This is a genomic window from Bacillus sp. FSL K6-1106 (assembly GCF_038005245.1).
In the GTDB taxonomy this organism is placed as follows: domain Bacteria; phylum Bacillota; class Bacilli; order Bacillales; family Bacillaceae; genus Bacillus; species Bacillus altitudinis.
This window is the reverse complement of record NZ_JBBOSV010000001.1, coordinates 2,452,177-2,474,727: the sequence shown is the minus strand read 5'-3', so window position 1 is coordinate 2,474,727 and position 22,551 is coordinate 2,452,177. Positions and strand designations below refer to the sequence as shown.

The window sequence follows — 22,551 nt, the reverse complement described above, 5'->3', positions numbered from 1 at the left end:
TCCTCTTTTTTATACGTTGGCAGTATGGATTGCAGCTAATTCTCTTAATGCTTTTTTACTGATTTTGCCTACACCTGTTTGTGGGAACGCATCAATCCATTCAATGCGGTCAGGAATTTTATAGGCAGCGAGCCCACGTTCTCTTAGAAATAACTTTAAGACATGCGGTGCTGGTTTGTTGTTTCCTTTCGCAATAACAAAGGCACATGAGCGTTCGCCAAGAAATGGATCTGGCATGGACACCATGGCGGCATCATGAATGTCAGGATGCGCAAGTAAATGGTTTTCACCTTCTTCAGCAGCAACCTTTTCGCCACCACGATTGATTTGATCCTTGTCTCTGCCTTCTACAACAACATTTCCTTCTTTGGTTAATCGCACGATGTCACCTGTTCTGTAGAAGCCATCGGGTGTAAATGCTTTTTTGTTTTGTTCATCGGCTTTATAGTAGCCGCGAATCGTATAAGGTCCTCTTGTTAAAAGGTGTCCAGCCACTTCATTCGGGACGGGCTTGTCCTCATCGTCTACCACTAGTACCTCATCATATTCAGACATCGGGCGTCCTTGTGTATGGATAATGACATGTTCAGGATCATCCAATCTGGTATAGTTGACCAGACCTTCTGCCATGCCAAAAACTTGCTGTAACTTACACCCAAGGGCAGGCATCACTCGTTTTGCTGCCTCAGCACTTAATTTAGCACCACCGACTTGTAAGACCTCAAGACTCGATAAGTCATCTGATCGATGAGGAGCGGCTTCGAGCCAAATCAATGCAATTGGTGGAACGACAGCGGTAATAGTCGCCCGTTCTTTTTCAATGAGTGGAAAGACGACATCAGGGCTTGATCCAGGTGCAAGAACGACTCTTCCACCAGCGTATAATGTCCCAAGAACACCAGGCGAGCTTAATGGATAGTTGTGTGCAACTGGAAGTGTAGCTAGATACACACTATGTTGTGTGAGCTCGCACACCTCATTGCTTTTCCAAAGACTATAAATATAGTCATCATGTGTACGAGGTATGAGCTTAGAAAGGCCTGTGCTTCCTCCAGATAACTGAAGAAACGCAATGTCGCTTGCCTCTACATGTATTTGTGGATCGAGCGCTGGGTCCTTGCGCAAATCATCCAAGTCTAGGAATTCCTCAGCTTCTCCTGCAACAATGACATGAGGTAATGAGGGAAGTTTTTCTTTCACTTGACGTGCGAGTGATCGATAATCAAAGCCGCCATCGATATCTGTTATGACATATGCGTCTGCTTCGGCAAATTCAATAAAATAAGTGATTTCACTGCTTCTATGAGATGGCAGTGAGAAGACGGGTAAAGCACCGATACGAAATAAAGCGAAAACGACTTCAAAAAAAGCAGGAATGTTAGGAAGCTGCACGACAACTCGACTTCCCTTTTGAATTCCAAGCTGATGAAAACCGGCGGCAAGACTGCTGACGCGCTCATCAAGTTCTTGATAGCTCATGTGTGTATCAGCGTATGTAATCGCTGTTTTATTCCCTAACGATACGGCGCGTTCACGAAGCATCCCGCTAAAGGTTTCTCCACGCCAACAGCCGTTTTCACGGTAGCGTTTTGCAAATTCTTCTGGCCATGTAGGTGGTTGAACAAACATGTCTTTTGTCATCTCCTATGTATTTTTATAGCTGATGGATGCCCATCGCATGAAGCATCGTGTTGAATTTTGCAGATGTTTCGGCTAGCTCTTCTTCTGCCTTTGATCCTTTGACCACTCCTGCACCAGCAAAGAGGCGAAGGGAGTGACCTTCAGCTTCTGCACAGCGAATGGTGACAATCCAATCTCCATCACCATTTGCATCTGCCCAACCGACCATTCCTGTGAAAAATCCTCGATCGAAGGGTTCAATCGCTTGAATGGCTTCACGTGCATCTGCTGTAGGTGTTCCGCATACTGCGGGTGTTGGATGGAGGCTAAGCGCTAAATCAATGGAGGACACATTGGAATCTGTTAATTCACCTTTGACCACAGTAGATAAATGCCACATCGTTTCTGTCTGTATGACGGATGGTGATGCAGGTACATCTAACGTATGACAGTAAGGAGCAAGCGCTTTAGTGACAGCATCGACAACTACTGCATGCTCGTGTAAATCCTTTGCAGAAGTAAGAAGTTCATCGTGACGACGCTGGTCTTCTACGGGGTCTGAACTGCGTGGCCGAGAACCAGCGAGTGGATTGGAAATCACAGATGAACCAGTTTTTGAAAGAAGCAGCTCAGGGCTTGCCCCAAGAAGTGTGCGCTTTTGGGAAGATTTCGGATCAGCTACGTTTGCAGCAAACGTATAACCAGTTGTATTATGACGAGCCAGTCGTTCGAGTATTGTTTTCGTATGAATGTCTTGATTTGATTTGAGATGGAGAGATCGAGAAATGACGATTTTGCTAAGCTCTCCTTTTTCAATTTTAGCTAACCCTTCGTTCACACCATTCATGTAGACTTCAGGAGAAGGGACAGGTGTCACCTCATAGGATGGTGATGTCACTTCTGATTCCTCATCACCTTGATGAAATTCGAGTGGATCACTAAACTGTACATGGACTGGCACATTTAAACGAACGGGTTGCGCCGGATCAAACGGAACAGCACCAGCAACAATCGGTGCTTGAATACCAGCTTGTTTGGCAGTCTCAAAAACATGGGCTACCTTTGTGGATAGTTCATCGAGTTGATTGGTTTTAATATGCTGGAATATCCCCTCTGCAAGTAACGCTCGTTTAGGAGAAGCAAGGAAAAATGCGCCTGGCTGATAGTCTTGGATCAGCTGTACTTTTTCTTCTGTCGACAATAATGAATGTTTCATGAAAAGGCCTCCTTTTTGATAAAATGTTAAATTCCGAGTGTTGCACCACCATCAATTGTGAGATTCTGCATCGTAATATGACTGGATTGCTCAGATGCAAAGAAGATGACTGCATCAGCAATCTGTTGAGGGTCAGCGATTTTTTGTAAAGGAATACCGGTTTTATACGTCTCTAACGAACCTTTAATCACCTGATCTGCTCCTTGCTCATCAGACCATAAAGCCCATTGCATAGGTGTTGCGGTAGAGCCGGGCGAGACGACGTTGCATCTAATGCCATAGGTAGCCAGCTCTAATCCAAGCGTTTTTGTAAAAGAAGTAGCTGCTGCTTTTGAAGCAGCATAGGCAGCCATATTCATTCTAGGAATGGCACCTGCGTTAGAACTGACAGTCACAATGACCCCTTCTGATCTTTTCATCATGTATTTGGAGACAGCTTGGGATATGTAAAAGAGACCATGTGTATTGACTGCGAAGGTTTGGTGCCAATCATCTGCACTAATCTGATCAATCGAACTAATCCGAAGAATGCCTGCTACATTGACCAGTAAATAAATGGGGCCAAGCTGCTTTTCAATTTGATCGACAATGTGCTGAACAGATGCTTGATCGGTAATGTCACCTGGATAGGCAAAGGCACGTATGCCTTTATCATTCAACTTCTGCACGTTGCTTTGCAGCTGATCTTCATTTGTGTCAACTGCTGCAATGATCGCACCTTCATCTGCTAGTCTTTTGGCGACTGCTTGTCCGATACCTTGCCCTCCGCCTGTAATAAGGGCAATTTTATGAGACAGACTACTCTGTTTCATGCGTTCACTACCTTTCTTTCAAGTCTGTAGTTGTTAAAGGGTCTTGATGATAAAATGCAAAACGAAAAGCGTCATTCATCAGCACCGGTAAAACAGACGTATGTCCTTCTTCAGGAAATTCGTGATAGGTCGTATGCAAGCCATACGAGGATAAAGGCAGCATACGATTGGCTAGAGACTTTGCATGAGCATTCATTTGACATGGATGATGTTTTTCTAACTCACCTACACCTACAAGTAGCCTTACATCCATAGGCACTTGACGGATGCGGTTGGTAAATTGGTGTTCTTTTTCTAGAAATAATTCTTTGTTCCAGTGGATAGAAGGACTGCCCGCAATATATGTCTGATAAGCGTCAGGGTGCTCAAATAGTGTGTGTAATACAAAAAGCCCGCCAAGAGAATGGCCAAATAGTGTTTGACGACTCTGATTAATCGGAAAGCGCTGCTCAATGTATGGCTTAACCGTCTTTTCTAAAAAAGAAAAGAAAGCAGAGGCGCCGCCATATGTATGGATGGAGAAGTCCTTTCTTTTACCCCCAATGGAAACGTCAGGGCCGGTAAGAGTGAGATCATAATGCCTAAGCGGATGATAGGGCGCTTCTGTCTGATAGCCAATTCCAACAATAATAGCAGGTACGACACCTGTTTTTTCAGGTCTTCTTGACTGTAAACGTATAGCTTCGACCATTGTGCCAAAAAGTGAATTCCCATCAAGCACGTACATGACTGGAAAACCAGTTTCGGGAGGAGTGGTATTCGGTTTAAATATAAAAAGTCTGTATGGGTGTGTTGTGATATCTAGTTGCTCCGTCCCAGGTATAAAAAAAGGACGGCTTTCTCCAAAAAGTGAATCATCAGTACCCATTCCTTCAGTGCGTTTGGCCATATGTGAAAAATCCCCTTTCTCAAATTGACCTCATATGATGATAAAAGCAGGCTTGCGGATAGTGGATGAGTGTAGTAATAAAAATTTAAATGAAAATGATTCTCAATTATCACGCAAGCAAATCAAATGATAATGTTTATCAATTAGGAAGTCAAATGTTCATAAAGTGGTATAATCGATAATTTGATCTAAATATTCAGAAAATAAAGGACTAACTAACTACCAAATGATTGGAAATAGAGAATGCCGGATTGTGTCATTAAAACAGAGTAAAAATGCCAAAAAACCTTGGCGATCTCAAAATATTTACCATTTTCTTCTGTTTGAATCATGATTAAATATAGGTTTTTCTTCTTGAAATAATTTTGAGAAAAATAAGTCTATAGACCTTCTTGTGTTTTTAGAAAAAAAGAGGTGGATTTTGGGGGAAGTTAGTGTTCTTAATTCACAACTTATTCAATATCATGCTTAAATTCATAGAAAATCTCTATGGAAGACAAGATCGTAGGGGATGTAGGCAGAATGATACCCCCATTAGGAAAACTGAGGCTAAATCTGCTTGAAAATCAGCTCAAGCTGAAAAATACGTTTACAGTGGAGGAATATCATGCAGTGAAGCAATCATGACAAGCACTGTAGAGTGGCGAAATAACATATAACATCAAAAATGAGACAATAAAAAAAGTAAGGGATGTGCCCTTACTTTTTGATCAATTGGTGTACATATCTGTCAACATCATTCACTTAAAATCCATCTGTGACATCATATTCGTAACGGATATCGGCTTTGACATTGCTCATAGTAGATCTCGCCGTAGCTTTTGCGTTGTACTTAAAGCTCCATTTTTGAGCGACTCTTAATTGATCATCCAGAGATATACGATAAGAACCACTTGTTGCAGAGGAGAAAAGTGATTGATACCAAGTGTTACTATCACTAGCCATCAGTTTGTGTGTGACATTCCCTTGGTTGGGTGTTTGAGTGCTAGTTGTCGTAATTGATTTAACTACAGCGCGTTTAGGAACTGTGGAATTATTCGTTAAATCCATTGTAATGACTGAAGAGTCAACTCCTAAAAAATTTAAAGAAGAATTCCCCAAGTTCGTAGCAGTCCCTGTAAAATTGAATGTCCCATTTCCAGATTTAATACGATCTTCAATGGAAACAGTAAAATACATGTTACCGGTATATGTACCACGGGTTACTTTCACAAAATAAGTTTCTGAAGTTGAAGTCACGTCACCAGTATTTGCAAAAATAAAAGGCGTTACTGAATCAGGATTTATAACTTCGGATCCTGTCCTAGAATATTTCGAATTATACACCTCGATGTTCATCCCTGTATATTGCTTATTATATGAACTTCTGACATAAACTCTTTCACCTTTATTGATTGTAAACTGATAATACGCTTCATTTTCACCTTCAGGTAAGATTGTCGTGTCTGAACGACTATTTTTCCAATATCCCATTGAACTTGCAGTGTTAGGGCTGTTATTCCCCGTAATTGCTGCTTCCGCTGAAGTAGGTGCAAAAAAACTAGTAACAAGCGCCAATAATAATGCTGGTAATAATAAACGTTTAAAGATAGTATTTGTCATATATTAACCCTCCTTGTAATAATTACTATATCGACATTGAACTAACAAATTTTAACTGAAATGCCGATATATTTAATAATCACTATTTTCTTAAAAAAGGAGAATCAAAATGAATATTAATACGTCATATACAGCCCGTGCTTCGAACAATTTGAACCAAATAGACGCTAAAGGTCAATCAGCTATTAAAAGTACAAACGAAGTGATGACCGAATCTGATAGACGAATGAAAATATTAGATGAAAAATACGAAAAAATAAATGAACAAAATAAACGATTCAAAGATCCTCAGAGTCATATATATGATAAGTATCGAAATCCATACTCTTCTTATTTCAGAAGTGATCTAACTAAAGTGGAGAGAGAAGCTGCTTATACGATGGAAATGAGTTGGGCAAGGAATAATAAAGGTGGACAATATGACTTCAATGATGCTATTTTCCGTAATGAAAAACGGTACGATCCTACCCAAGAAAGTGTAGAAAAGAAACTATTAAATCGTCAGAAGGTAAACGAACAACTGCAAGCTTTGTTTTCTACCAATGGTTTGAACATTCCTAAAAACGCCAATTTAACTTTTACCATTGATCCGAATCATTTTAAATTAGTGGTGAGTGGATCAACTGACGAGTCGCTGGTCAAACAAATAGAAGACATATTGAATACAAGCAACAATACAAGAGAACTATTTTTTCATATTATGAAAAGTAGAAATGATGATTCGACTCAATTCACGCCGGATTCACTTGCAAAGTTCCACCTTGTCAATCAAATCAAAACGGTGACAGGCTTCAATTTAAAAGATTTAAGCATTGTAAACGGTCAATTTGTAACGGATACCGGAGCGAATATTTTTGATATCTACAAAGAAGAACTCCTGAAAAACCCATACACAGCAGAAAATGCCCGTATTGCTGCATCACATTATGGTGCGCAGCTCTTTGATCTAGCGAAGAACGGGTATGATTCTATTCCCGATTTGGTGCTATCTATTGGGTATGAAAACGGGTCTTTATATGACATTGGACAAAAGGTGAATTACGGAGTTAAGAAAACGATAGATTAAAAAACGCACCTGATATTTTCAATATTTGATCATGGGCGTGTACATGCCATGTTGGAGTATCGATCACATGTGTGAACAACAACAGCTACAAATCCCATTAGCGATACAAAGGACTCTATAACAATTTATGTTACAGAGTCTTTTCTATTTGAAGTGTGTTGTGTCGCTGTTCAACGAAACATCGACATGGTAATTTTGACTATAGTTGATGTTTTTCACTTTTTTATTGATGAAAATGTTAAAATGATGAGTAGCGTATTTTTTTATGAAAGGACGGTGCTTGGCATGACGGAACTTCTCGATGACCGGCTGCCGCCGCAAAATATAGAAGCCGAGCAGGCCGTATTAGGTGCTGTTTTTTTAGAACCATCTGCGCTAACGCTCGCTTCTGAGGTATTAATTCCAGAGGATTTCTATAGAATGTCGCATCAAAAGATTTACAATGCGATGCTTGTACTTGGTGATAGAGGGGAACCGGTTGACCTTGTCACGGTGACATCAGAACTTGCCAATACAGACTTACTAGAAGAGGTAGGCGGGATTTCGTATTTAACAGATATTGCGAACTCTGTCCCAACTGCCGCAAACATTGAATATTATGCAAAAATTGTAGAAGAAAAATCCATTTTAAGACGTCTGATCCGTACAGCGACAACCATTGCACAGGATGGATATACGCGTGAGGATGAAGTAGAAGATCTATTGAGTGATGCTGAAAAAACCATTATGGAAGTGGCTCAGCGTAAAAACTCAGGAGCTTTCCAAAACATTAAAGACGTTCTTGTTCAGACATATGATAATATTGAACAGCTTCATAATCGAAAAGGTGATATCACTGGGATTCCAACGGGTTTCTCAGAGCTTGACCGGATGACAGCTGGCTTCCAGCGAAATGACCTGATTATTGTAGCGGCTCGTCCGTCCGTAGGGAAAACAGCCTTCGCGTTAAATATTGCACAAAACGTTGCGACCAAGACAGATGAAAGTGTCGCCATCTTTAGTTTAGAGATGGGCGCTGAGCAGCTGGTCATGCGTATGCTTTGTGCCGAGGGAAATATCAATGCACAAAACCTAAGAACCGGTAATCTCACAGAAGAGGACTGGGGTAAGCTGACAATGGCGATGGGTTCGTTATCAAACAGTGGGATTTTCATTGATGATACACCTGGCATTAGAGTCAGTGAAATTCGCTCGAAATGCCGCCGTTTGAAGCAAGAAAACGGGCTTGGCATGATCCTGATTGACTACTTACAGCTCATCCAAGGGAGTGGACGGTCAAGCGATAACCGTCAGCAAGAGGTATCTGAAATTTCTAGGGCTTTAAAGTCACTAGCAAGAGAACTTGAAGTGCCGGTCATTGCCTTATCACAGCTTTCTCGTGGGGTAGAGCAGCGTCAGGACAAACGTCCGATGATGTCTGATATTCGTGAATCAGGAAGTATTGAGCAGGATGCCGACATTGTGGCGTTCCTTTATCGTGATGATTACTATGACAAAGAATCAGAGAATAAGAACATTATTGAAATTATTATTGCGAAACAGCGTAACGGTCCAGTTGGAACGGTATCACTGGCTTTCGTGAAAGAATATAACAAATTCGTCAATTTAGAAAGAAGATTTGACGATGCGGGTGTTCCGCCCGGTGCTTAAAGCCCAGCTCAAGAAGCTGGGCTTTTTTTTTGATTCATCTACATCGAAAGAATGACTGAAAAACAGTCGAAATGAGGAGGAGTGGGAGAAAAAGAGAGCGTATACTAAAGGGAGAGAAAAGGAGTGATGACTGATGAAGTTTCAACAATTCGAAGCCGCTCAATTACGCATCGCACGTCCGACCGTCAACATGAAAGAGGTTGTTTCTTTTTATGAAGAAGGTTTAGGGCTGAAACGAATAGGCTCATTTGATCAGCATGAAGGGTATGATGGGGTCATGCTTGGGCTTCCTCACCAGCATGTTCATCTGGAAATCACCAAACATGAAGAAGACGAAAGCTTGCCTGTTCCCCACCCAGAGCAACTGCTTGTATTCTATATTCCGGCTGAAGAAGAATTTCAGCAGATGAAAAAGAGACTGATCGCATTTGGCGGACGGCAAGTCACCTCTACAAACCCGTACTGGGATCGAGGAGGCGTGACGATTGAAGATCCAGATGGATATCGAGTGGTGCTCATGAATACAGAAGGAATTACACCTGATTAAGAAAGACTCCCATCTCGTGGGAGTCCCAGCCTGTAGACAAACCCTCGCATTCGGTGTCAGTCCTGCGTGCTGGTGCTCACGAATGATAAATTCGCTCCGCGCCAGTACTCGTCCTTCCTAGGGCTGCAAAGGTTTTCTATCACGCTGAAAAAGAAGACAAAGGGCTAAAATCAAGTTCATTTTAGCCCTTTGTCAACAATCTGATACTCCCATCTTGTGAGAGTCTCAGATTGTTAGCAACGAGGCGTGACACGGAGCTTCAGTGATTTTAGTCCATACATACCGCTGCTTGTCATTGGGACGTAAGAGAGAAGCTCTAGTGATTCATATCGTGACTGTATGGCTTTGATGGCAGTGCAGGCTTCCAGGCGAGCAAGTGGTGCGCCTAGGCAGAAATGAATGCCGTGGCCGAAGCCAATATGAGGATTAGGGTGCCGGTGTATATCGTACTCATGTGCGTTTGGAAATTGACGCTCATCCCGGTTCGCAGACGCAAGAAAGACAATCACACTGTCTCCCTTTTTCAAGACTTTCCCTCCAAGTTCGGTGTCTTCTGTGACATACCGGACAATGGTAGGCGCAGGGGCACGGAAACGGACAGCCTCCTCCACAGCACGAGGAATGAGGTCAGGTGATTGAGCGAGCGCTTCATACGACCCCGGATTTTCTAACAAACTAAAGATCATATTGGAGATCAGGTTGGTGGTCGTTTCGTTGCCTGCTAACAGGAGAAGATTGCAGAAAGGAATTAATTCGTCTGCGGACAGCTTGTCTCCCTCTTCCTCCGCTTGAATTAAAAGCGAAATCAAATCATCACTAAGGTTCTGCCGCTTCTCTTCAATGATGTCAGCAAAAAACGCCATCATGTCCGCTTCGCCTTGATCCCGTGTTTTTTGCCATTCAACGACATCTCTTTCTTCTTCACTTTTAGGCATGCTGACGAGAATATCGGACCATTCTTTAAAGGATTGTTTATGTTCTGTTGGCACACCTAAAAGCTCTGCAATGACAATCACAGGAAGCGGATAGGAGATGTCTTGAACCAGATCAATCTCTTCCTTACCTTCTATTTGTGCAATGAGATCATCCATTAACTCTTGAATGCGTGGTTCCCACAATTTCATCACCCGGGGTGTAAAGGCTTTGCTCACAATGGAGCGGATTCGTGTATGTTTTGGCGGGTCCATCATGACCATTGTTTTCATCAGTGAATGTTTCCGGTGGTCTTGAGGAGGTTGACTAGAAAAGGTATCTTTATCGATGGTGACGCGCTTTGCTTCTTCATAGGTGAAGACACTCCATGTTTGGCTGTGTTCATCAAAATAAACAGGAGATTCTTGACGCATTTTGGCGTACCAATCAAATGGGTGATACGGGTCCTGCTTATTTTTCCCTCTTAATAACGCTTTCTGAACGGCACTAGGTGTTGTTGTTTCCATGATCATCACTCCTTATGGGTTGTCAGATGATTCCTTTTTTTCACTGTGTTAGATTTAAAGGTAATTCATCAGGAGAAAGGATTCAACCAACAGAAAAGCGAAATCTGTTGAAGAAAATGGGAAGGGGAGAGCGGCTTGTGGCGGACTGCTACAGAGGGGATAAGCGCGCAACTGAATCAAAGCAACAATTAAGAAAAGCGTTATTTCAGTTATTAAAGGAGAAGGAATGGGGGAAGATTTCTGTACAAGATTTGACGAACAAGGCAGGAATCCATCGCACCACCTTCTATCAGCATTATGAGGATAAGTTTGACTTAGCTCAGCAGGTCATGGATGAGATGTTTGATGTCATGAAAACCGCTATTTTTGCTCCTGTACATGAAAGTGAGTGGAAGAGCGATCATGCAGCATATGTGTATATTTATCGCTTTTATCAGCATTTGCAGGAACATGAAGAGGAGTATCAGATTCTCTTGAAAAGGGGAAGAGAGCTTAATATTCATCAGACGGCCAGTGCTTTTTTTGAAGAAAGCTTTACTTTAGGGCTAGAAGAAGTCACAGGTTCACCACCTGATCCACAACACGTTCCTCTCGAGATGCAGAAGCAATTTGTCATTTCTGCTTATGTTGGAACAGCTGAGTGGTGGCTGAGAAAAGGTAGACCATATTCACCCGACTTTATGGCAAGTTCGATGATTCAATTGATTGAAAATCACTGAACAAACGGTAATGAGAAAAACAGTAATTTTGATCGAAATCTTCTTGTTTAAGCGTAGAATGAGCAATTAAAGCGCTTTTCCTCACATGTAAAACGAACAAAATTTGATTTCGAGATATTAATGTTCGGATTTCACGTTGACTTTTTCATTGTGCATTGATAAAATAAATGTGTTTGAAAGAGATAACGTTTTGAAAGGTTAACGGAGGTGCACGATATGTCTTCAGTAGTCGTAGTAGGTACGCAGTGGGGTGACGAAGGGAAAGGGAAAATTACCGATTTCCTTTCAGAAAATGCAGAGGTGATTGCCCGTTATCAAGGGGGAAACAATGCAGGTCACACAATCAAATTTGATGGAGTGACTTACAAGCTACACCTCATTCCGTCCGGTATTTTTTACAAAGAGAAAACTTGTGTCATCGGTAATGGAATGGTGGTTGATCCTAAAGCGTTGGTCACTGAGCTTGCGTATCTTCACGAACGGAATGTGAGTACAGATAACCTCAGAATCAGCAATAGAGCCCATGTCATTCTGCCTTATCACTTAAAATTGGACGAGGTAGAAGAAGAGCGGAAAGGGGCTAACAAGATCGGTACGACGAAAAAAGGAATCGGACCAGCTTATATGGACAAAGCTGCCCGCGTCGGAATCCGTATCGCAGATTTATTAGATCGTGAAGTATTTGAAGAGAAGCTTGCCCGTAATCTAGAAGAGAAAAATCGTCTTTTAGAGAAAATGTACGACACAGAAGGCTTCAAAATTGAAGATATTTTAGATGAGTATTATGAATATGGTCAGCAAGTGAAAAAATATGTCGTGGACACATCTGTTGTATTGAACGATGCTCTAGATGAAGGCCGCCGTGTTCTTTTTGAAGGGGCACAAGGCGTTATGCTTGATATCGATCAAGGGACATATCCGTTCGTGACGTCATCTAACCCAGTGGCTGGAGGCGTGACGATTGGTTCTGGTGTAGGTCCTACGAAAATTCAACATGTGGTCGGCGTATCAAAAGCTTACACAACTCGTGTAGGTGATGGCCCATTCCCGACAGAACTCCATGATGAAATTGGCGATCAAATCCGTGAAGTTGGCCGTGAATACGGTACGACAACTGGCCGCCCGCGCCGTGTTGGCTGGTTTGACAGTGTTGTTGTCCGTCATGCACGCCGTGTGAGCGGAATTACAGATTTATCTCTTAACTCCATCGATGTACTGACAGGGATTGAGAAATTGAAAATCTGTGTTGCTTATAAATTGAACGGAGAAATCACTGAAGAATTCCCAGCAAGTCTAAATGAATTAGCGAAATGTGAACCTGTCTACGAAGAAATGCCAGGTTGGACAGAGGATATTACAGGCGTGAAGAATTTAAGTGAACTGCCTGCAAATGCCCGTCATTACTTAGAGCGCATTTCACAATTAACAGGTATTCCACTTTCTATTTTCTCAGTCGGACCAGACCGTTCCCAAACGAACGTTGTCCGCAGCGTGTACCGTCCATCATTATAGACTGATCAGACACCAGTAAAATGACACATTTTACTGGTGTTTTTTTTGTTTAAATATTCCTTAATTTCTACGGAACGCTCTTCCTGTCATTACCAAAATATGATAACTGTATAAAAGGGAAGGAGCGTTCTAGTGAAAGAAAGAATACGATTATTAGATATTTTACGAGGTTTTGCGATATTAGGTACATTGGGTACAAACGTCTGGTTTTTTGCATACGCAGGGGATACCTTTGTGACAGATCAGATTGCGGATGAATATGAAAATGGTAGTTTTCTTGAAAGTCTTGTCTCTATGTTCGTTTATGGCAAAATGTTATCGCTGCTCACAATCATGTTTGGCGTAGGGCTAGAGCTGAAATACCAGCAGGCGAAAAGAAAAAATATGACTTGGCCGGGTACATATTTATGGATTCTTTTATTCTTATTGATTGAAGGCTTTGTCCATTTTGCGCTAGTGATGGAATATGATGTGCTCATGAGTTACGCCGTCACGGGTTTGCTTGTGGCGTTTATTGTCCGTGGAGGAAGTCGGCGCATCAAAAAAGGCATGATTGTCTCGGGTGTCATTCATTTGTTGGTGACGGCTTTTCTCGTTGTATTTTCTTTCTCTGAATTGGAAACTGAATCCTATGACGAGAGCAGTGAACCAGCGTACGAAGAACAACTGCCGGAGACATGGATATCTCAAGTTCAAGACCGATTACAGCACTTTTTGATGTATCGAGAAGAAGCGATCTTTATTATCCCAATGAATACCTTTTTGTTTTTATTAGGTGTGCGGATGATGAGAGCCGGTGTATTTTATGCAAATGAGCGTGGGCAATCTCTGCGGAAAACATTGTTCCGAATGGGTTTGTGGATTGGACTGCCGCTGAATGCGCTCGTCTTCGTACCAAATGACATAGTAGAATTTGTGGTGCGCTATGTGTTTTCGCCATTCCTCTCTATTTTCTATATTGCTGTCGTGGCGAAGCTTCTAGCACGCACGGAGTCATGGTTCATGTGGACTTGGTTTGAATATGTAGGGAAAATGGCGCTTAGCTGCTATATCCTGCAAAATGTCATCTGCTCGCTTCTTTTTTACAGCTGGGGATTGGGTCTTGGCGGTCAAATCAATGCGCCCCTTATCGTCTTGTCATGGTTGTTGATCTCCCTGCTGCAAATCGCCATTTCAGCCCTTTGCTTACACGTCTGGCGAATTGGGCCAATGGAGTATATCCGATCACGGGCACTTCGCCGTGTGACAATGAAGAAAGCATCTTAAAGGGGAATAGATACAATGTTTTTCAAAAAAACGACGAAAAGAGAACAAGCCAATGCACAAAAAGCAGCAGGATCGGCGTTTGTTTTTTATCTTCTAGCATTAGGAGGACATGCGTCTTACGCTTTTTTTCAAGGTGAGAGTACACCTGTGACTTTCGTGATTTTAATGACAGGTCTTCTTGTGTTTTTCACCGCAGATTGGCTATACAATAAAAAACATTCATAAAAAAAAGCTCTCCGATGAGAGCTTCAGATTGTAGAGAAACTCATGTTTTTCTACAATCTTTTTTATTTTCATCGTAATGATGATGGATGAGATTGAATGAAAAAGGCCTCCCACACACCTAACCTAGCTTCGCTAGATGTGTGGCAATCTTCTTCATGTTCTGACAGGCAGCTGTGAGAAGAACTTGCTCACTCACATTTTGTTTTCCCCTCAACCGGCAGTAGCGAAGCCCGTGCAGTTGTTTTGAATCTGCAAAGCTTCGCTCTATTTTTTCTTTTCTTTTTTTATATAGCTCTTTTCCAGAGACAGATAGACGATTTTGTCTGATCTTTTCTTTATGTTCTTCCCATATGTGTCTTGAGATGACTTTTTGATGATTTTTCGACCTTGTGCATCTTTCAAGGAAAGAACACGATGCACATTTTTTAGGATCTGATTTGTAGAATCGATAACCCTTTCGATCAGTTGTTGTATATAATAGCTTCTCACCATTTGGGCATATGTAATGATCATGTTCAGAGTCATACTTGAATTTCCACTTCTCAAATAAACCTCTTGTTGGATGAAAGCGTCTATGTGCGATGACACCAAAAATACGGCGATCTGATAAACCTTTACAGATTGGGGTCGTCAAATAACCAGAATCAAGGGCAACAGCTTCTACTTGAAAACCAAATCGTGCGATTTGGTGATCCAACCGATCAAGATACGGAACAGAATCATGGACATTACCGGGCGTGATGTGGGCATCCGTGATGATATTGTACTTCATATCCGTTGTACGGTGGTCTAGGTAGAAAAAGCCTTCCGGTTTGTTTTCACGATAAAGATAGCCACTTTCAGGATCAGTCGTACTTTGACGAATGTCTTTTTCCGTTTTCACCTCCTCTTTTACCTTTAAGGGCTTTTTTCCGTGTGCCACCCGATCTTCTTGGATCGCTTCTTCTAAATCATTTATATAGTTCTGGGTATCTTGTTCAATCGTTTTTCTCATATATTTATGTTTATTGGCATTGGCTTTAAGATGAGTTGAATCAGTAAAAAGAACGCGGCCTCCTACCATATCATGATTGATAGCTTGAAGCACAATCTCGTCGAAAATGTCTTGAAAAATCGTTGTATCTTTGAATCGAGTACGACGATTCCAGCTAATGGTCGAGTGATGAGGAACGGGGTCATTGATGTTCAAACCTAAAAACCATCTATACGCCATGTTATAGTAAATTTCTTTTTCAAGTTGTCTTTCAGAACGGATACCGTACAGGTATCCGATAAACATCATTTTGAACAAAATAAGTGGATCAAGAGAAGGACGACCTTTATTCTCGCTATAATACGGTCTTACTTTATCTACGATAAATGAAAAATCAATGTACTGATCAATTTTACGAAGCAGGTGATCCTCTTCGACCAGTTGATCTAGCAATACAAATTCAGCTTCGTGCTGAGAAGAATTTCTAGTGTGGAACATGAGAAAAACACCTTCCTTTAGTGGGCTTTTCTCTATTATAAAATGAGGAGATGTAAATTTTAAGGAAAAAAATAAAGCTGTCGAGATTTTCTCGACAGCCTGAAGCTCTCCGATGAGAGCTTCTTTTTTATTTTAGGCTTTTATATTGGCCTTTTAAATTTTTACGAATGTATTGAATGATTTTGCGTAGTTCGTTGGCATGCGGTCTGCCAAATGGACTTGTTTGTCTTTGCTGATAGAGGACTTGGCCTTTTTCATTTAATAAGAAATAAGCAGGTTCTCCGTGCACCCCGTGGTCTTCATATGGGGCATCTTCCCCGTGATAGAAGACTTCATAGGCTTTCAATGATGTGAGGTCTTGGTCAGACATGATGGGGAAAGAAAGTCCCTCTTTGTCTGCAAATTCTTTTAAGTCTTCAGGATTATCCGTTGAGATCGTCATTAAGTGAATATCCTTGTCTTGAAAATAGGATTGCTGTTTTTCCAGCTCTTTTAATTCCTCGACACATACTGGGCACCATGATCCTCTAAAGAAAACGATGAGGTGCCAGCTTTGATGCTCCTCTAAATGTTTGTAAAACTCAATGTGATCGCCCTGCACTGTTGGCAGTGAAAAATCGGGCATTTTATCTCCTAATTTAAATGAACTCATCCTATGCTTCCTCCTTTTTCAATCACCATGCTGTTTGTTTCTTGTATAACCAATATTGGTCGAAATAAAACGTTTCTGTGTGCTGGATTGGGCAGTAGCCATTGATTGAATGAAGGCGCTTTCGGATTTAGGCGATGTAACAGAAGATATCAAATCCGACACTTTTTTTAAAAAAATGTCGAAAAACGTATTGCCATATGTAATTACTCTATGATATTATAAATCTCGTTGTTGCAAAGGTCTCTGAAACTTGTTAAGATGCGATTTTCCAGCTTTTAAAGCGATTGGTTTGACGCAATACAGCTTCTTCAGATTCACTTTTCACAAACCGAGAGCCATTAGCTCAGTTGGTAGAGCATCTGACTTTTAATCAGAGGGTCGAAGGTTCGAGTCCTTCATGGCTCACCATGTTTTGGCCCGTTGGTCAAGCGGTTAAGACACCGCCCTTTCACGGCGGTAACACGGGTTCGAATCCCGTACGGGTCATTGATTTACTTTAGCGTTAAGCTAATTTTTCCTCACTTGCTTGAAGGAGCACCACGATTGCTTTTTCGGGCAAGTTACTGAGGTCCGGTAGTTCAGTTGGTTAGAATGCCTGCCTGTCACGCAGGAGGTCGCGGGTTCGAGTCCCGTCCGGACCGCCATTTATACATATTCATCTTTTGATGATGGCTCGGTAGCTCAGTTGGTAGAGCAACGGACTGAAAATCCGTGTGTCGGCGGTTCGATTCCGTCCCGAGCCACTTCCAAACGCATCTGCAATCGCAGGTGCGTTTTTATTATGAAAAGAAGGCATAAAAAGGGAGAAGCCGGACCTAGGTAGGGCCCGGCTCCATAAGAAGAAGACGTTACATGTATATAGACGTTTGGTGACTGGAAAAGTTTCAATAAAAAAGGAAAAAGTCATCAAATCTTTTGGGTGAAGTTCTTCTATCCAACGTTTACTAGCAAAGAAAGCCGTTATTATTTTTATCTTTGCCTCGTAAAACGTTATAATAGACAGTGAGCCTTTTTTTCGTAAATGAAAAAGGCGTAATGAGACATGCAAAATGGAATGACATAGATGCTAAAAATGCAGGAGGAAATCACAATGGAAAAAAAGATTCTTGTCGTAGATGATGAAAAGCCGATTGCGGATATATTGGAATTTAACTTAAGAAAAGAGGGCTACGAGGTTCATTGTGCGTATGATGGAAATGAGGCCCTTGAAATGGTAGAAGAAATTAAGCCAGACATTATTTTGCTCGACATTATGCTGCCGAACAAAGATGGCGTTGAAGTATGCCGTGAAGTGAGAAAGAAATATGACATGCCGATTATCATGCTGACAGCAAAAGACTCTGAAATCGATAAAGTCATTGGTCTTGAGCTTGGCGCAGACGATTATGTCACAAAGCCATTCAGTACACGCGAGCTGCTTGCACGTGTAAAAGCAAATTTAAGAAGACAGACGGCTACTCCGCAATCAGAGGAAGAATCTGAATCAAATGATATCGAGATTGGTTCACTTGTGATCTACCCAGATGCGTATGTCGTGTCTAAGCGTGACGAAACGATTGAGTTAACGCATCGTGAGTTCGAATTGCTTCATTACTTAGCGAAACATATTGGACAAGTCATGACACGTGAGCACTTACTGCAAACGGTTTGGGGCTACGATTACTTCGGAGATGTCCGTACAGTAGACGTGACAGTCCGCCGTCTTCGTGAAAAAATTGAAGACAACCCTAGCCACCCGAGCTGGATCGTAACAAGACGAGGCGTCGGCTACTATTTAAGAAACCCAGAGCAGGACTAAGATTCTTATGAGTAAAGTAGGTTTTTTTCGCTCGATTCACTTTAAATTGACCTTGATTTATGTGCTGCTGATCATTGTCGCCATGCAGATCATTGGCGTGTACTTTGTGAAGCAGCTAGAGCAGTCCTTAATTAATTCCTATGATAATTCCTTGAATCAGCGAATCTACTCGTTATCGTATTACCTAGAACAAGATTCATCGAAAAGCAAGGCAGAATTAAAAGAGGATGCTCAAAAGATATTAAACGATTTTAACAACAAAGATGAGTCTAATGAAATTTCTGAAGTCAGCTATATTGACGAAAGCAGAGAGGTCATTGCCTCTGTGAATAATGGCAGTCAAGAGATTGCCGGGAAGAAAATCACAGATCAAATCATTAGCCGTATTTTCGCGGTTGGCAAAGACTACGAGAAAAAATTCTATGACCCAGAATCGAATAAACGAGTCCGCATATCAGCGACAGCCGTGAAAAATGAGAACCAAGAAACTGTTGGTGTCATTTATGTGGTCTCATCCATGGAAAGTGTTTTTAACCAAATGCGAACGATCAACACCATTTTGGCGACGGGTACACTCATCGCACTTGGGACGACCGCTCTACTTGGTATATTCATATTCAGAACCATTACACACCCAATTTCGGATATGAGAAAGCAAGCGATCGAGCTCGCCAAAGGGAACTTTTCCAGAAAGGTCCGAAAGTATGGACATGATGAGATTGGTCAGCTAGCGACGACATTTAACCATCTGACGAGAGAGCTGGAGGAAGCGCAGCTGATGACAGAGGGTGAGAGGAAAAAGCTTTCTTCTGTTATCGCCTATATGACCGATGGCGTCATTGCCACGAATCAAAACGGGGCCATTATTCTATTAAACAGCCCGGCACTAGAGCTTTTGAATGTTTCACGTGAAACAGCTCTAGAGATGCCGATCACATCCTTGCTTGGCTTAGAAGAAACTCATACATTTGAAGATTTAGTCGAAAATCAAGACTCCATGCTGCTAGAAATTGAACGCGAAGATCAGCTGTCTGTTTTGCGTGTCAATTTCTCAGTGATTCAGAAAGAGCATGGGAAAATTGATGGTTTAATTGCAGTCATTTATGACGTAACCGAGCAGGAAAAAATTGATGCGGAACGTCGTGAATTCGTGGCGAACGTATCGCATGAGTTGCGCACACCGCTTACGACGATGCGAAGCTATCTTGAGGCACTCGCTGAAGGTGCGATTGGTGATAAAGAGCTTGCGCCAAGGTTCCTCAGTGTCACGCAAAATGAAACAGAGCGCATGATTAGACTTGTGAATGACCTGCTCCAGCTGTCTAAGTTCGACAGCAAGGATTATCAATTCAATCGTGAGTGGACGAATTTTATCAGGTTTATCTCGCTCGTCATTGATCGTTTTGAAATGACGAAGGAGCAGCATGTCGATTTCATCCGCAACTTGCCGCAGCGTGAAATATATGTGGAAATTGATCAAGATAAAATCACTCAGGTGCTCGATAATATCATTTCCAATGCTATGAAATACTCGCCAGAGGGTGGACACATTACGTTCACTGTCGATTTGGATGAGGAGCAAGGTCTTGTGTTATTCAGTGTCAAAGATGAAGGAATCGGTATTCCGAAGAAGGATATGGATAAAATCTTTGAACGTTTTTATCGAGTGGATAAGGCAAGAACAAGAAAGCTTGGCGGAACCGGCCTAGGCCTTGCGATTGCAAAAGAAATGGTTCAGGCTCATGGCGGAGATATTTGGGCTGACAGCATTGAAGGAAAAGGAACAACGGTAACCTTTACCCTTCCGTACAATGAAGAACAAGAGGATGATTGGGATGAAGCGTGAGACCTTTAAAACCATTATATTGACAATCCTAATTGCGATCAGTCTTGTGTTTACGTGGAATATTTGGATGTTCCAGCCCGTCATGCAGGATCAGGCGGATGCCGGCACACAGGTCGTGGAAACGAAGAAGATTTCAAGCGACGAGCCTCGGAGTCTCATTGATGTCGTGAAGCCGCGTGAGATGTTCATCCATTCCAATGGAGAGCATTTCAAAGTGGATCAAAAGGAACTCTTCCAAAACTTTTGGAATGATGTGAGCCTGTGGGATGTCAAAGAGATTGCTGATGTGTCGGACCAATATTCCGAGCAGAAATTTAAGAATTTCTTCTATGGACGCGAGGGGCAAGGCAAAACATTGGATCTTGTGTTCAATGATCCGATTCCGATTGATATTTTCCAAGCGCTGTTTAAATGGCCGAATAAATCCATTGAATACAACTCGTTTGACCGGATGATTGTGCCGTTCGCTCAGCCGGATAAGGCCAATAAGAAAGTTTATTTGGTTTCATACAGCAAGGAATCGGTGCTTGAGCTGACGATTGAATCTGCCAACTATCGTAATCTGATGGATAGTATTGCAGCCGCTCAAAACGAGATGCCGCGCTATGATCTATATACTTTCTCTACGAATTCAAAACGAGATTTCCTTCTGCCGCAGAAGCAAAAGCAGCTTGAAGCGAAAATGTTCTTTATCGAAACGATTAAGACAAGCAAATTCAAGGACGCTTTGTTTACAGACCCAAGTCTAGTTGGGGAGGAGTCTAATTTAAACCGGACGGTATATACAGATGGAACGAGTCGTCTTGAAGCAAATCAAAAAGACCACCGCATCCAATATCAGCATCGTAATATCAATTCTAGTACCGTATTCCAAACGGGGGATTTGATCAAGCGAAGCGTGAAGTATTTCAATGATACCGGAAGTTTTACCGATAATTATCAATACTTCGGCATCAACAGCAACCAGCAGCTGTCCTTTAATATGTTTATGGATGGACTGCCGATCGTCAACAGCACAAAACATCCATTTGGTATGACATCACTTGAAGTACAATGGGCGAATGATGACATCTTGAGTTATAAGCGTCCAAACTACATTCTCGGCAACAAAGCGAGTCAGAGTGAACAGGTCAAACTGATGAATGGGACAGAGCTGAAAAACTTGATCATCAAGCAGACGAAGTATGATGATTTAGAGAAAATTGAACAGATTTTCCCTGCTTATCAAGCGACATCCACGGCATCAGATCAGGATCAAGCGATGTTTGTCTGGCTAGAGCCGGTATGGTGTATGAAATATAACGGAAAAACCGTCATTTTATCGAATGATTTGCTGACAGAGGGGAGCGAGAATCATGGAGTGGAATAAGACCAAAACGATCTTTATCCTAGCCTTTCTCGTTCTCGATATCTTTCTAGGTTTTCAATACTTTGAAAAGCGATCGACCGATCATTTTGCGATTATCGAAAAAACAGATACGCTGGAAGAAATGAAGGCAGACGGAATCAAATATGGCAATCTATCAGATGAAGCGAAGATTGGATACCGCATTACAGCTGAGAAAAAGCAATATACGAAAAAGGATGTCGACGGATTAGCTGATCAAAAGACGAAAAGCACATTCCCGAAAACCGAGAAAGATGATCCTGTCACCCTGCTTGAAATGACCTTCAATAAACCAGTCGCATTGCCGAAAAAAGATATGAAAACAGCAGCGACCAATCTTGTGAGCCAGCGTTTACTGGATGGCAAGAATTATAAGCTCTGGAGCATCGATGAAGAAACAGGTGAAATCGTCTTTTTCCAAACGTATAAAGGAAAATACATCTTCCAAGAAGGTCTTGATGACACCGAAACCATTGGAAAGATCACATTGGATGTGAACGATCAAAACGAGGTCGTCTCGTATCGGCAGTCGATGGTGACATCGATTAATGAAGTGAGAAAAGAAACCCTTGTCCCGGCGCTTGAAACGGTGAAGGACTTATATACACAAAATATGCTGAGCCAAAACACGACAGTGAAAAAAGTGGAGCTTGGCTACTACACGCAATACCCAGGTGCAAGCACTCAAGTAATGGTTCCTGTATGGCGAGTAGAGATTGAAGGCGTGGCAACTGGTTCAAAGAAAAAGACAGAAGAAGAATATTTGATCAATGCCATTGATGGCTCAACACTTGATCATATAGAGAAAGAAGACAAATCTTCATTGGAGTGAGA

The 22,551-nt window shown here is 41.9% G+C and carries 19 protein-coding genes and 4 tRNA genes; 15 read left to right on the top strand and 8 right to left on the bottom strand.

Annotation, left to right across the window (positions count from 1 at the left end; genetic code table 11):
* Window positions 1-9 precede the first annotated feature (9 nt).
* From MHI20_RS12900 to MHI20_RS12880, 5 genes are all read right to left on the bottom strand, one after another.
* A complete protein-coding gene (locus tag MHI20_RS12900; RefSeq protein ID WP_340938836.1) occupies window positions 10-1,629 on the bottom strand; it encodes a (2,3-dihydroxybenzoyl)adenylate synthase in 1,620 nt (539 codons plus the stop codon).
* A 25-nt stretch (window positions 1,630-1,654) separates the two neighbouring features.
* On the bottom strand, window positions 1,655-2,836 hold the full coding sequence (gene dhbC, locus MHI20_RS12895) for an isochorismate synthase DhbC (RefSeq protein WP_327872228.1): 1,182 nt from the start codon (window positions 2,834-2,836) through the stop codon (window positions 1,655-1,657).
* 26 nt (window positions 2,837-2,862) lie between these two features.
* Window positions 2,863-3,648, bottom strand: a complete 786-nt coding sequence (locus tag MHI20_RS12890) for a 2,3-dihydro-2,3-dihydroxybenzoate dehydrogenase (protein ID WP_045034904.1) — start codon at window positions 3,646-3,648, stop codon at window positions 2,863-2,865.
* A 7-nt stretch (window positions 3,649-3,655) separates the two neighbouring features.
* Window positions 3,656-4,537: an alpha/beta hydrolase gene (locus tag MHI20_RS12885; RefSeq protein WP_047946690.1), complete on the bottom strand. Its 882-nt coding sequence runs from the start codon at window positions 4,535-4,537 to the stop codon at window positions 3,656-3,658.
* Between the two features lie 744 nt (window positions 4,538-5,281).
* Window positions 5,282-6,139 (bottom strand): hypothetical protein, encoded by an 858-nt coding sequence (locus MHI20_RS12880; protein WP_340938833.1) that lies wholly within the window; start codon window positions 6,137-6,139, stop codon window positions 5,282-5,284.
* Between the two features lie 109 nt (window positions 6,140-6,248).
* On the opposite strand from MHI20_RS12880, the gene MHI20_RS12875 reads away from it, so the two are divergent.
* The 3 genes from MHI20_RS12875 to MHI20_RS12865 all read left to right on the top strand — a co-directional run bounded on the left by MHI20_RS12875 (window position 6,249) and on the right by MHI20_RS12865 (window position 9,402).
* Window positions 6,249-7,205, top strand: a complete 957-nt coding sequence (locus MHI20_RS12875; RefSeq protein WP_163116132.1) for a DUF4885 family protein — start codon at window positions 6,249-6,251, stop codon at window positions 7,203-7,205.
* Window positions 7,206-7,490: 285 nt separating this feature from the next.
* Window positions 7,491-8,855 carry a replicative DNA helicase gene (gene dnaB / locus MHI20_RS12870; protein WP_003214779.1) on the top strand — a complete coding sequence of 455 codons (1,365 nt, stop codon included), beginning with the start codon at window positions 7,491-7,493 and terminating at the stop codon, window positions 8,853-8,855.
* A 133-nt stretch (window positions 8,856-8,988) separates the two neighbouring features.
* Window positions 8,989-9,402, top strand: a complete 414-nt coding sequence (locus tag MHI20_RS12865) for a VOC family protein (protein WP_096882123.1) — start codon at window positions 8,989-8,991, stop codon at window positions 9,400-9,402.
* Between the two features lie 233 nt (window positions 9,403-9,635).
* Here MHI20_RS12865 and MHI20_RS12860 read toward each other — a convergent pair whose 3' ends face one another.
* Entirely contained in the window at window positions 9,636-10,841 is a 1,206-nt protein-coding gene (locus MHI20_RS12860) for a cytochrome P450 (protein WP_340938831.1), read from the bottom strand.
* Between the two features lie 137 nt (window positions 10,842-10,978).
* On the opposite strand from MHI20_RS12860, the gene MHI20_RS12855 reads away from it, so the two are divergent.
* The 4 genes from MHI20_RS12855 to MHI20_RS12840 all read left to right on the top strand — a co-directional run bounded on the left by MHI20_RS12855 (window position 10,979) and on the right by MHI20_RS12840 (window position 14,563).
* Window positions 10,979-11,560 (top strand): TetR/AcrR family transcriptional regulator, encoded by a 582-nt coding sequence (locus MHI20_RS12855; RefSeq protein WP_282746253.1) that lies wholly within the window; start codon window positions 10,979-10,981, stop codon window positions 11,558-11,560.
* 216 nt (window positions 11,561-11,776) lie between these two features.
* Window positions 11,777-13,072 (top strand): adenylosuccinate synthase, encoded by a 1,296-nt coding sequence (locus tag MHI20_RS12850; protein ID WP_007497400.1) that lies wholly within the window; start codon window positions 11,777-11,779, stop codon window positions 13,070-13,072.
* A 132-nt stretch (window positions 13,073-13,204) separates the two neighbouring features.
* Window positions 13,205-14,338: a DUF418 domain-containing protein gene (locus MHI20_RS12845; RefSeq protein WP_340938825.1), complete on the top strand. Its 1,134-nt coding sequence runs from the start codon at window positions 13,205-13,207 to the stop codon at window positions 14,336-14,338.
* Between the two features lie 15 nt (window positions 14,339-14,353).
* A complete protein-coding gene (locus MHI20_RS12840; protein WP_024718463.1) occupies window positions 14,354-14,563 on the top strand; it encodes a hypothetical protein in 210 nt (69 codons plus the stop codon).
* A gap of 118 nt (window positions 14,564-14,681) precedes the next feature.
* Here the strand turns inward: MHI20_RS12840 and MHI20_RS12835 are convergent, their stop codons facing one another.
* Together MHI20_RS12835 and MHI20_RS12830 are read right to left on the bottom strand one after the other, a co-directional pair.
* A complete protein-coding gene (locus MHI20_RS12835) occupies window positions 14,682-16,034 on the bottom strand; it encodes an IS1182 family transposase (RefSeq protein ID WP_096880954.1) in 1,353 nt (450 codons plus the stop codon).
* Window positions 16,035-16,161: 127 nt separating this feature from the next.
* Window positions 16,162-16,686 (bottom strand): peroxiredoxin family protein, encoded by a 525-nt coding sequence (locus MHI20_RS12830; protein WP_007497396.1) that lies wholly within the window; start codon window positions 16,684-16,686, stop codon window positions 16,162-16,164.
* A 332-nt stretch (window positions 16,687-17,018) separates the two neighbouring features.
* On the opposite strand from MHI20_RS12830, the gene MHI20_RS12825 reads away from it, so the two are divergent.
* From MHI20_RS12825 to MHI20_RS12790, 8 genes are all read left to right on the top strand, one after another.
* Window positions 17,019-17,094, top strand: a tRNA-Lys gene (locus MHI20_RS12825).
* Between the two features lie 6 nt (window positions 17,095-17,100).
* A tRNA-Glu gene (locus tag MHI20_RS12820) sits at window positions 17,101-17,172 on the top strand.
* Between the two features lie 81 nt (window positions 17,173-17,253).
* Window positions 17,254-17,330, top strand: a tRNA-Asp gene (locus tag MHI20_RS12815).
* A gap of 26 nt (window positions 17,331-17,356) precedes the next feature.
* Window positions 17,357-17,429: transfer RNA gene (locus MHI20_RS12810), tRNA-Phe, on the top strand.
* Window positions 17,430-17,776: 347 nt separating this feature from the next.
* Complete coding sequence (yycF, locus tag MHI20_RS12805) at window positions 17,777-18,484, top strand: response regulator YycF (protein ID WP_096882120.1); 708 nt, start codon at window positions 17,777-17,779, stop codon at window positions 18,482-18,484.
* A 7-nt stretch (window positions 18,485-18,491) separates the two neighbouring features.
* Window positions 18,492-20,330 carry a cell wall metabolism sensor histidine kinase WalK gene (walK, locus tag MHI20_RS12800; protein WP_007497390.1) on the top strand — a complete coding sequence of 613 codons (1,839 nt, stop codon included), beginning with the start codon at window positions 18,492-18,494 and terminating at the stop codon, window positions 20,328-20,330.
* Entirely contained in the window at window positions 20,320-21,699 is a 1,380-nt protein-coding gene (gene yycH, locus MHI20_RS12795) for a two-component system activity regulator YycH (RefSeq protein WP_024718466.1), read from the top strand. The genes walK and yycH overlap by 11 nt, the downstream gene beginning before the upstream one ends.
* Window positions 21,686-22,549 carry a two-component system regulatory protein YycI gene (locus tag MHI20_RS12790; RefSeq protein ID WP_024718467.1) on the top strand — a complete coding sequence of 288 codons (864 nt, stop codon included), beginning with the start codon at window positions 21,686-21,688 and terminating at the stop codon, window positions 22,547-22,549. Before yycH ends, MHI20_RS12790 begins: the two co-directional genes overlap by 14 nt.
* Window positions 22,550-22,551: the final 2 nt, after the last annotated feature.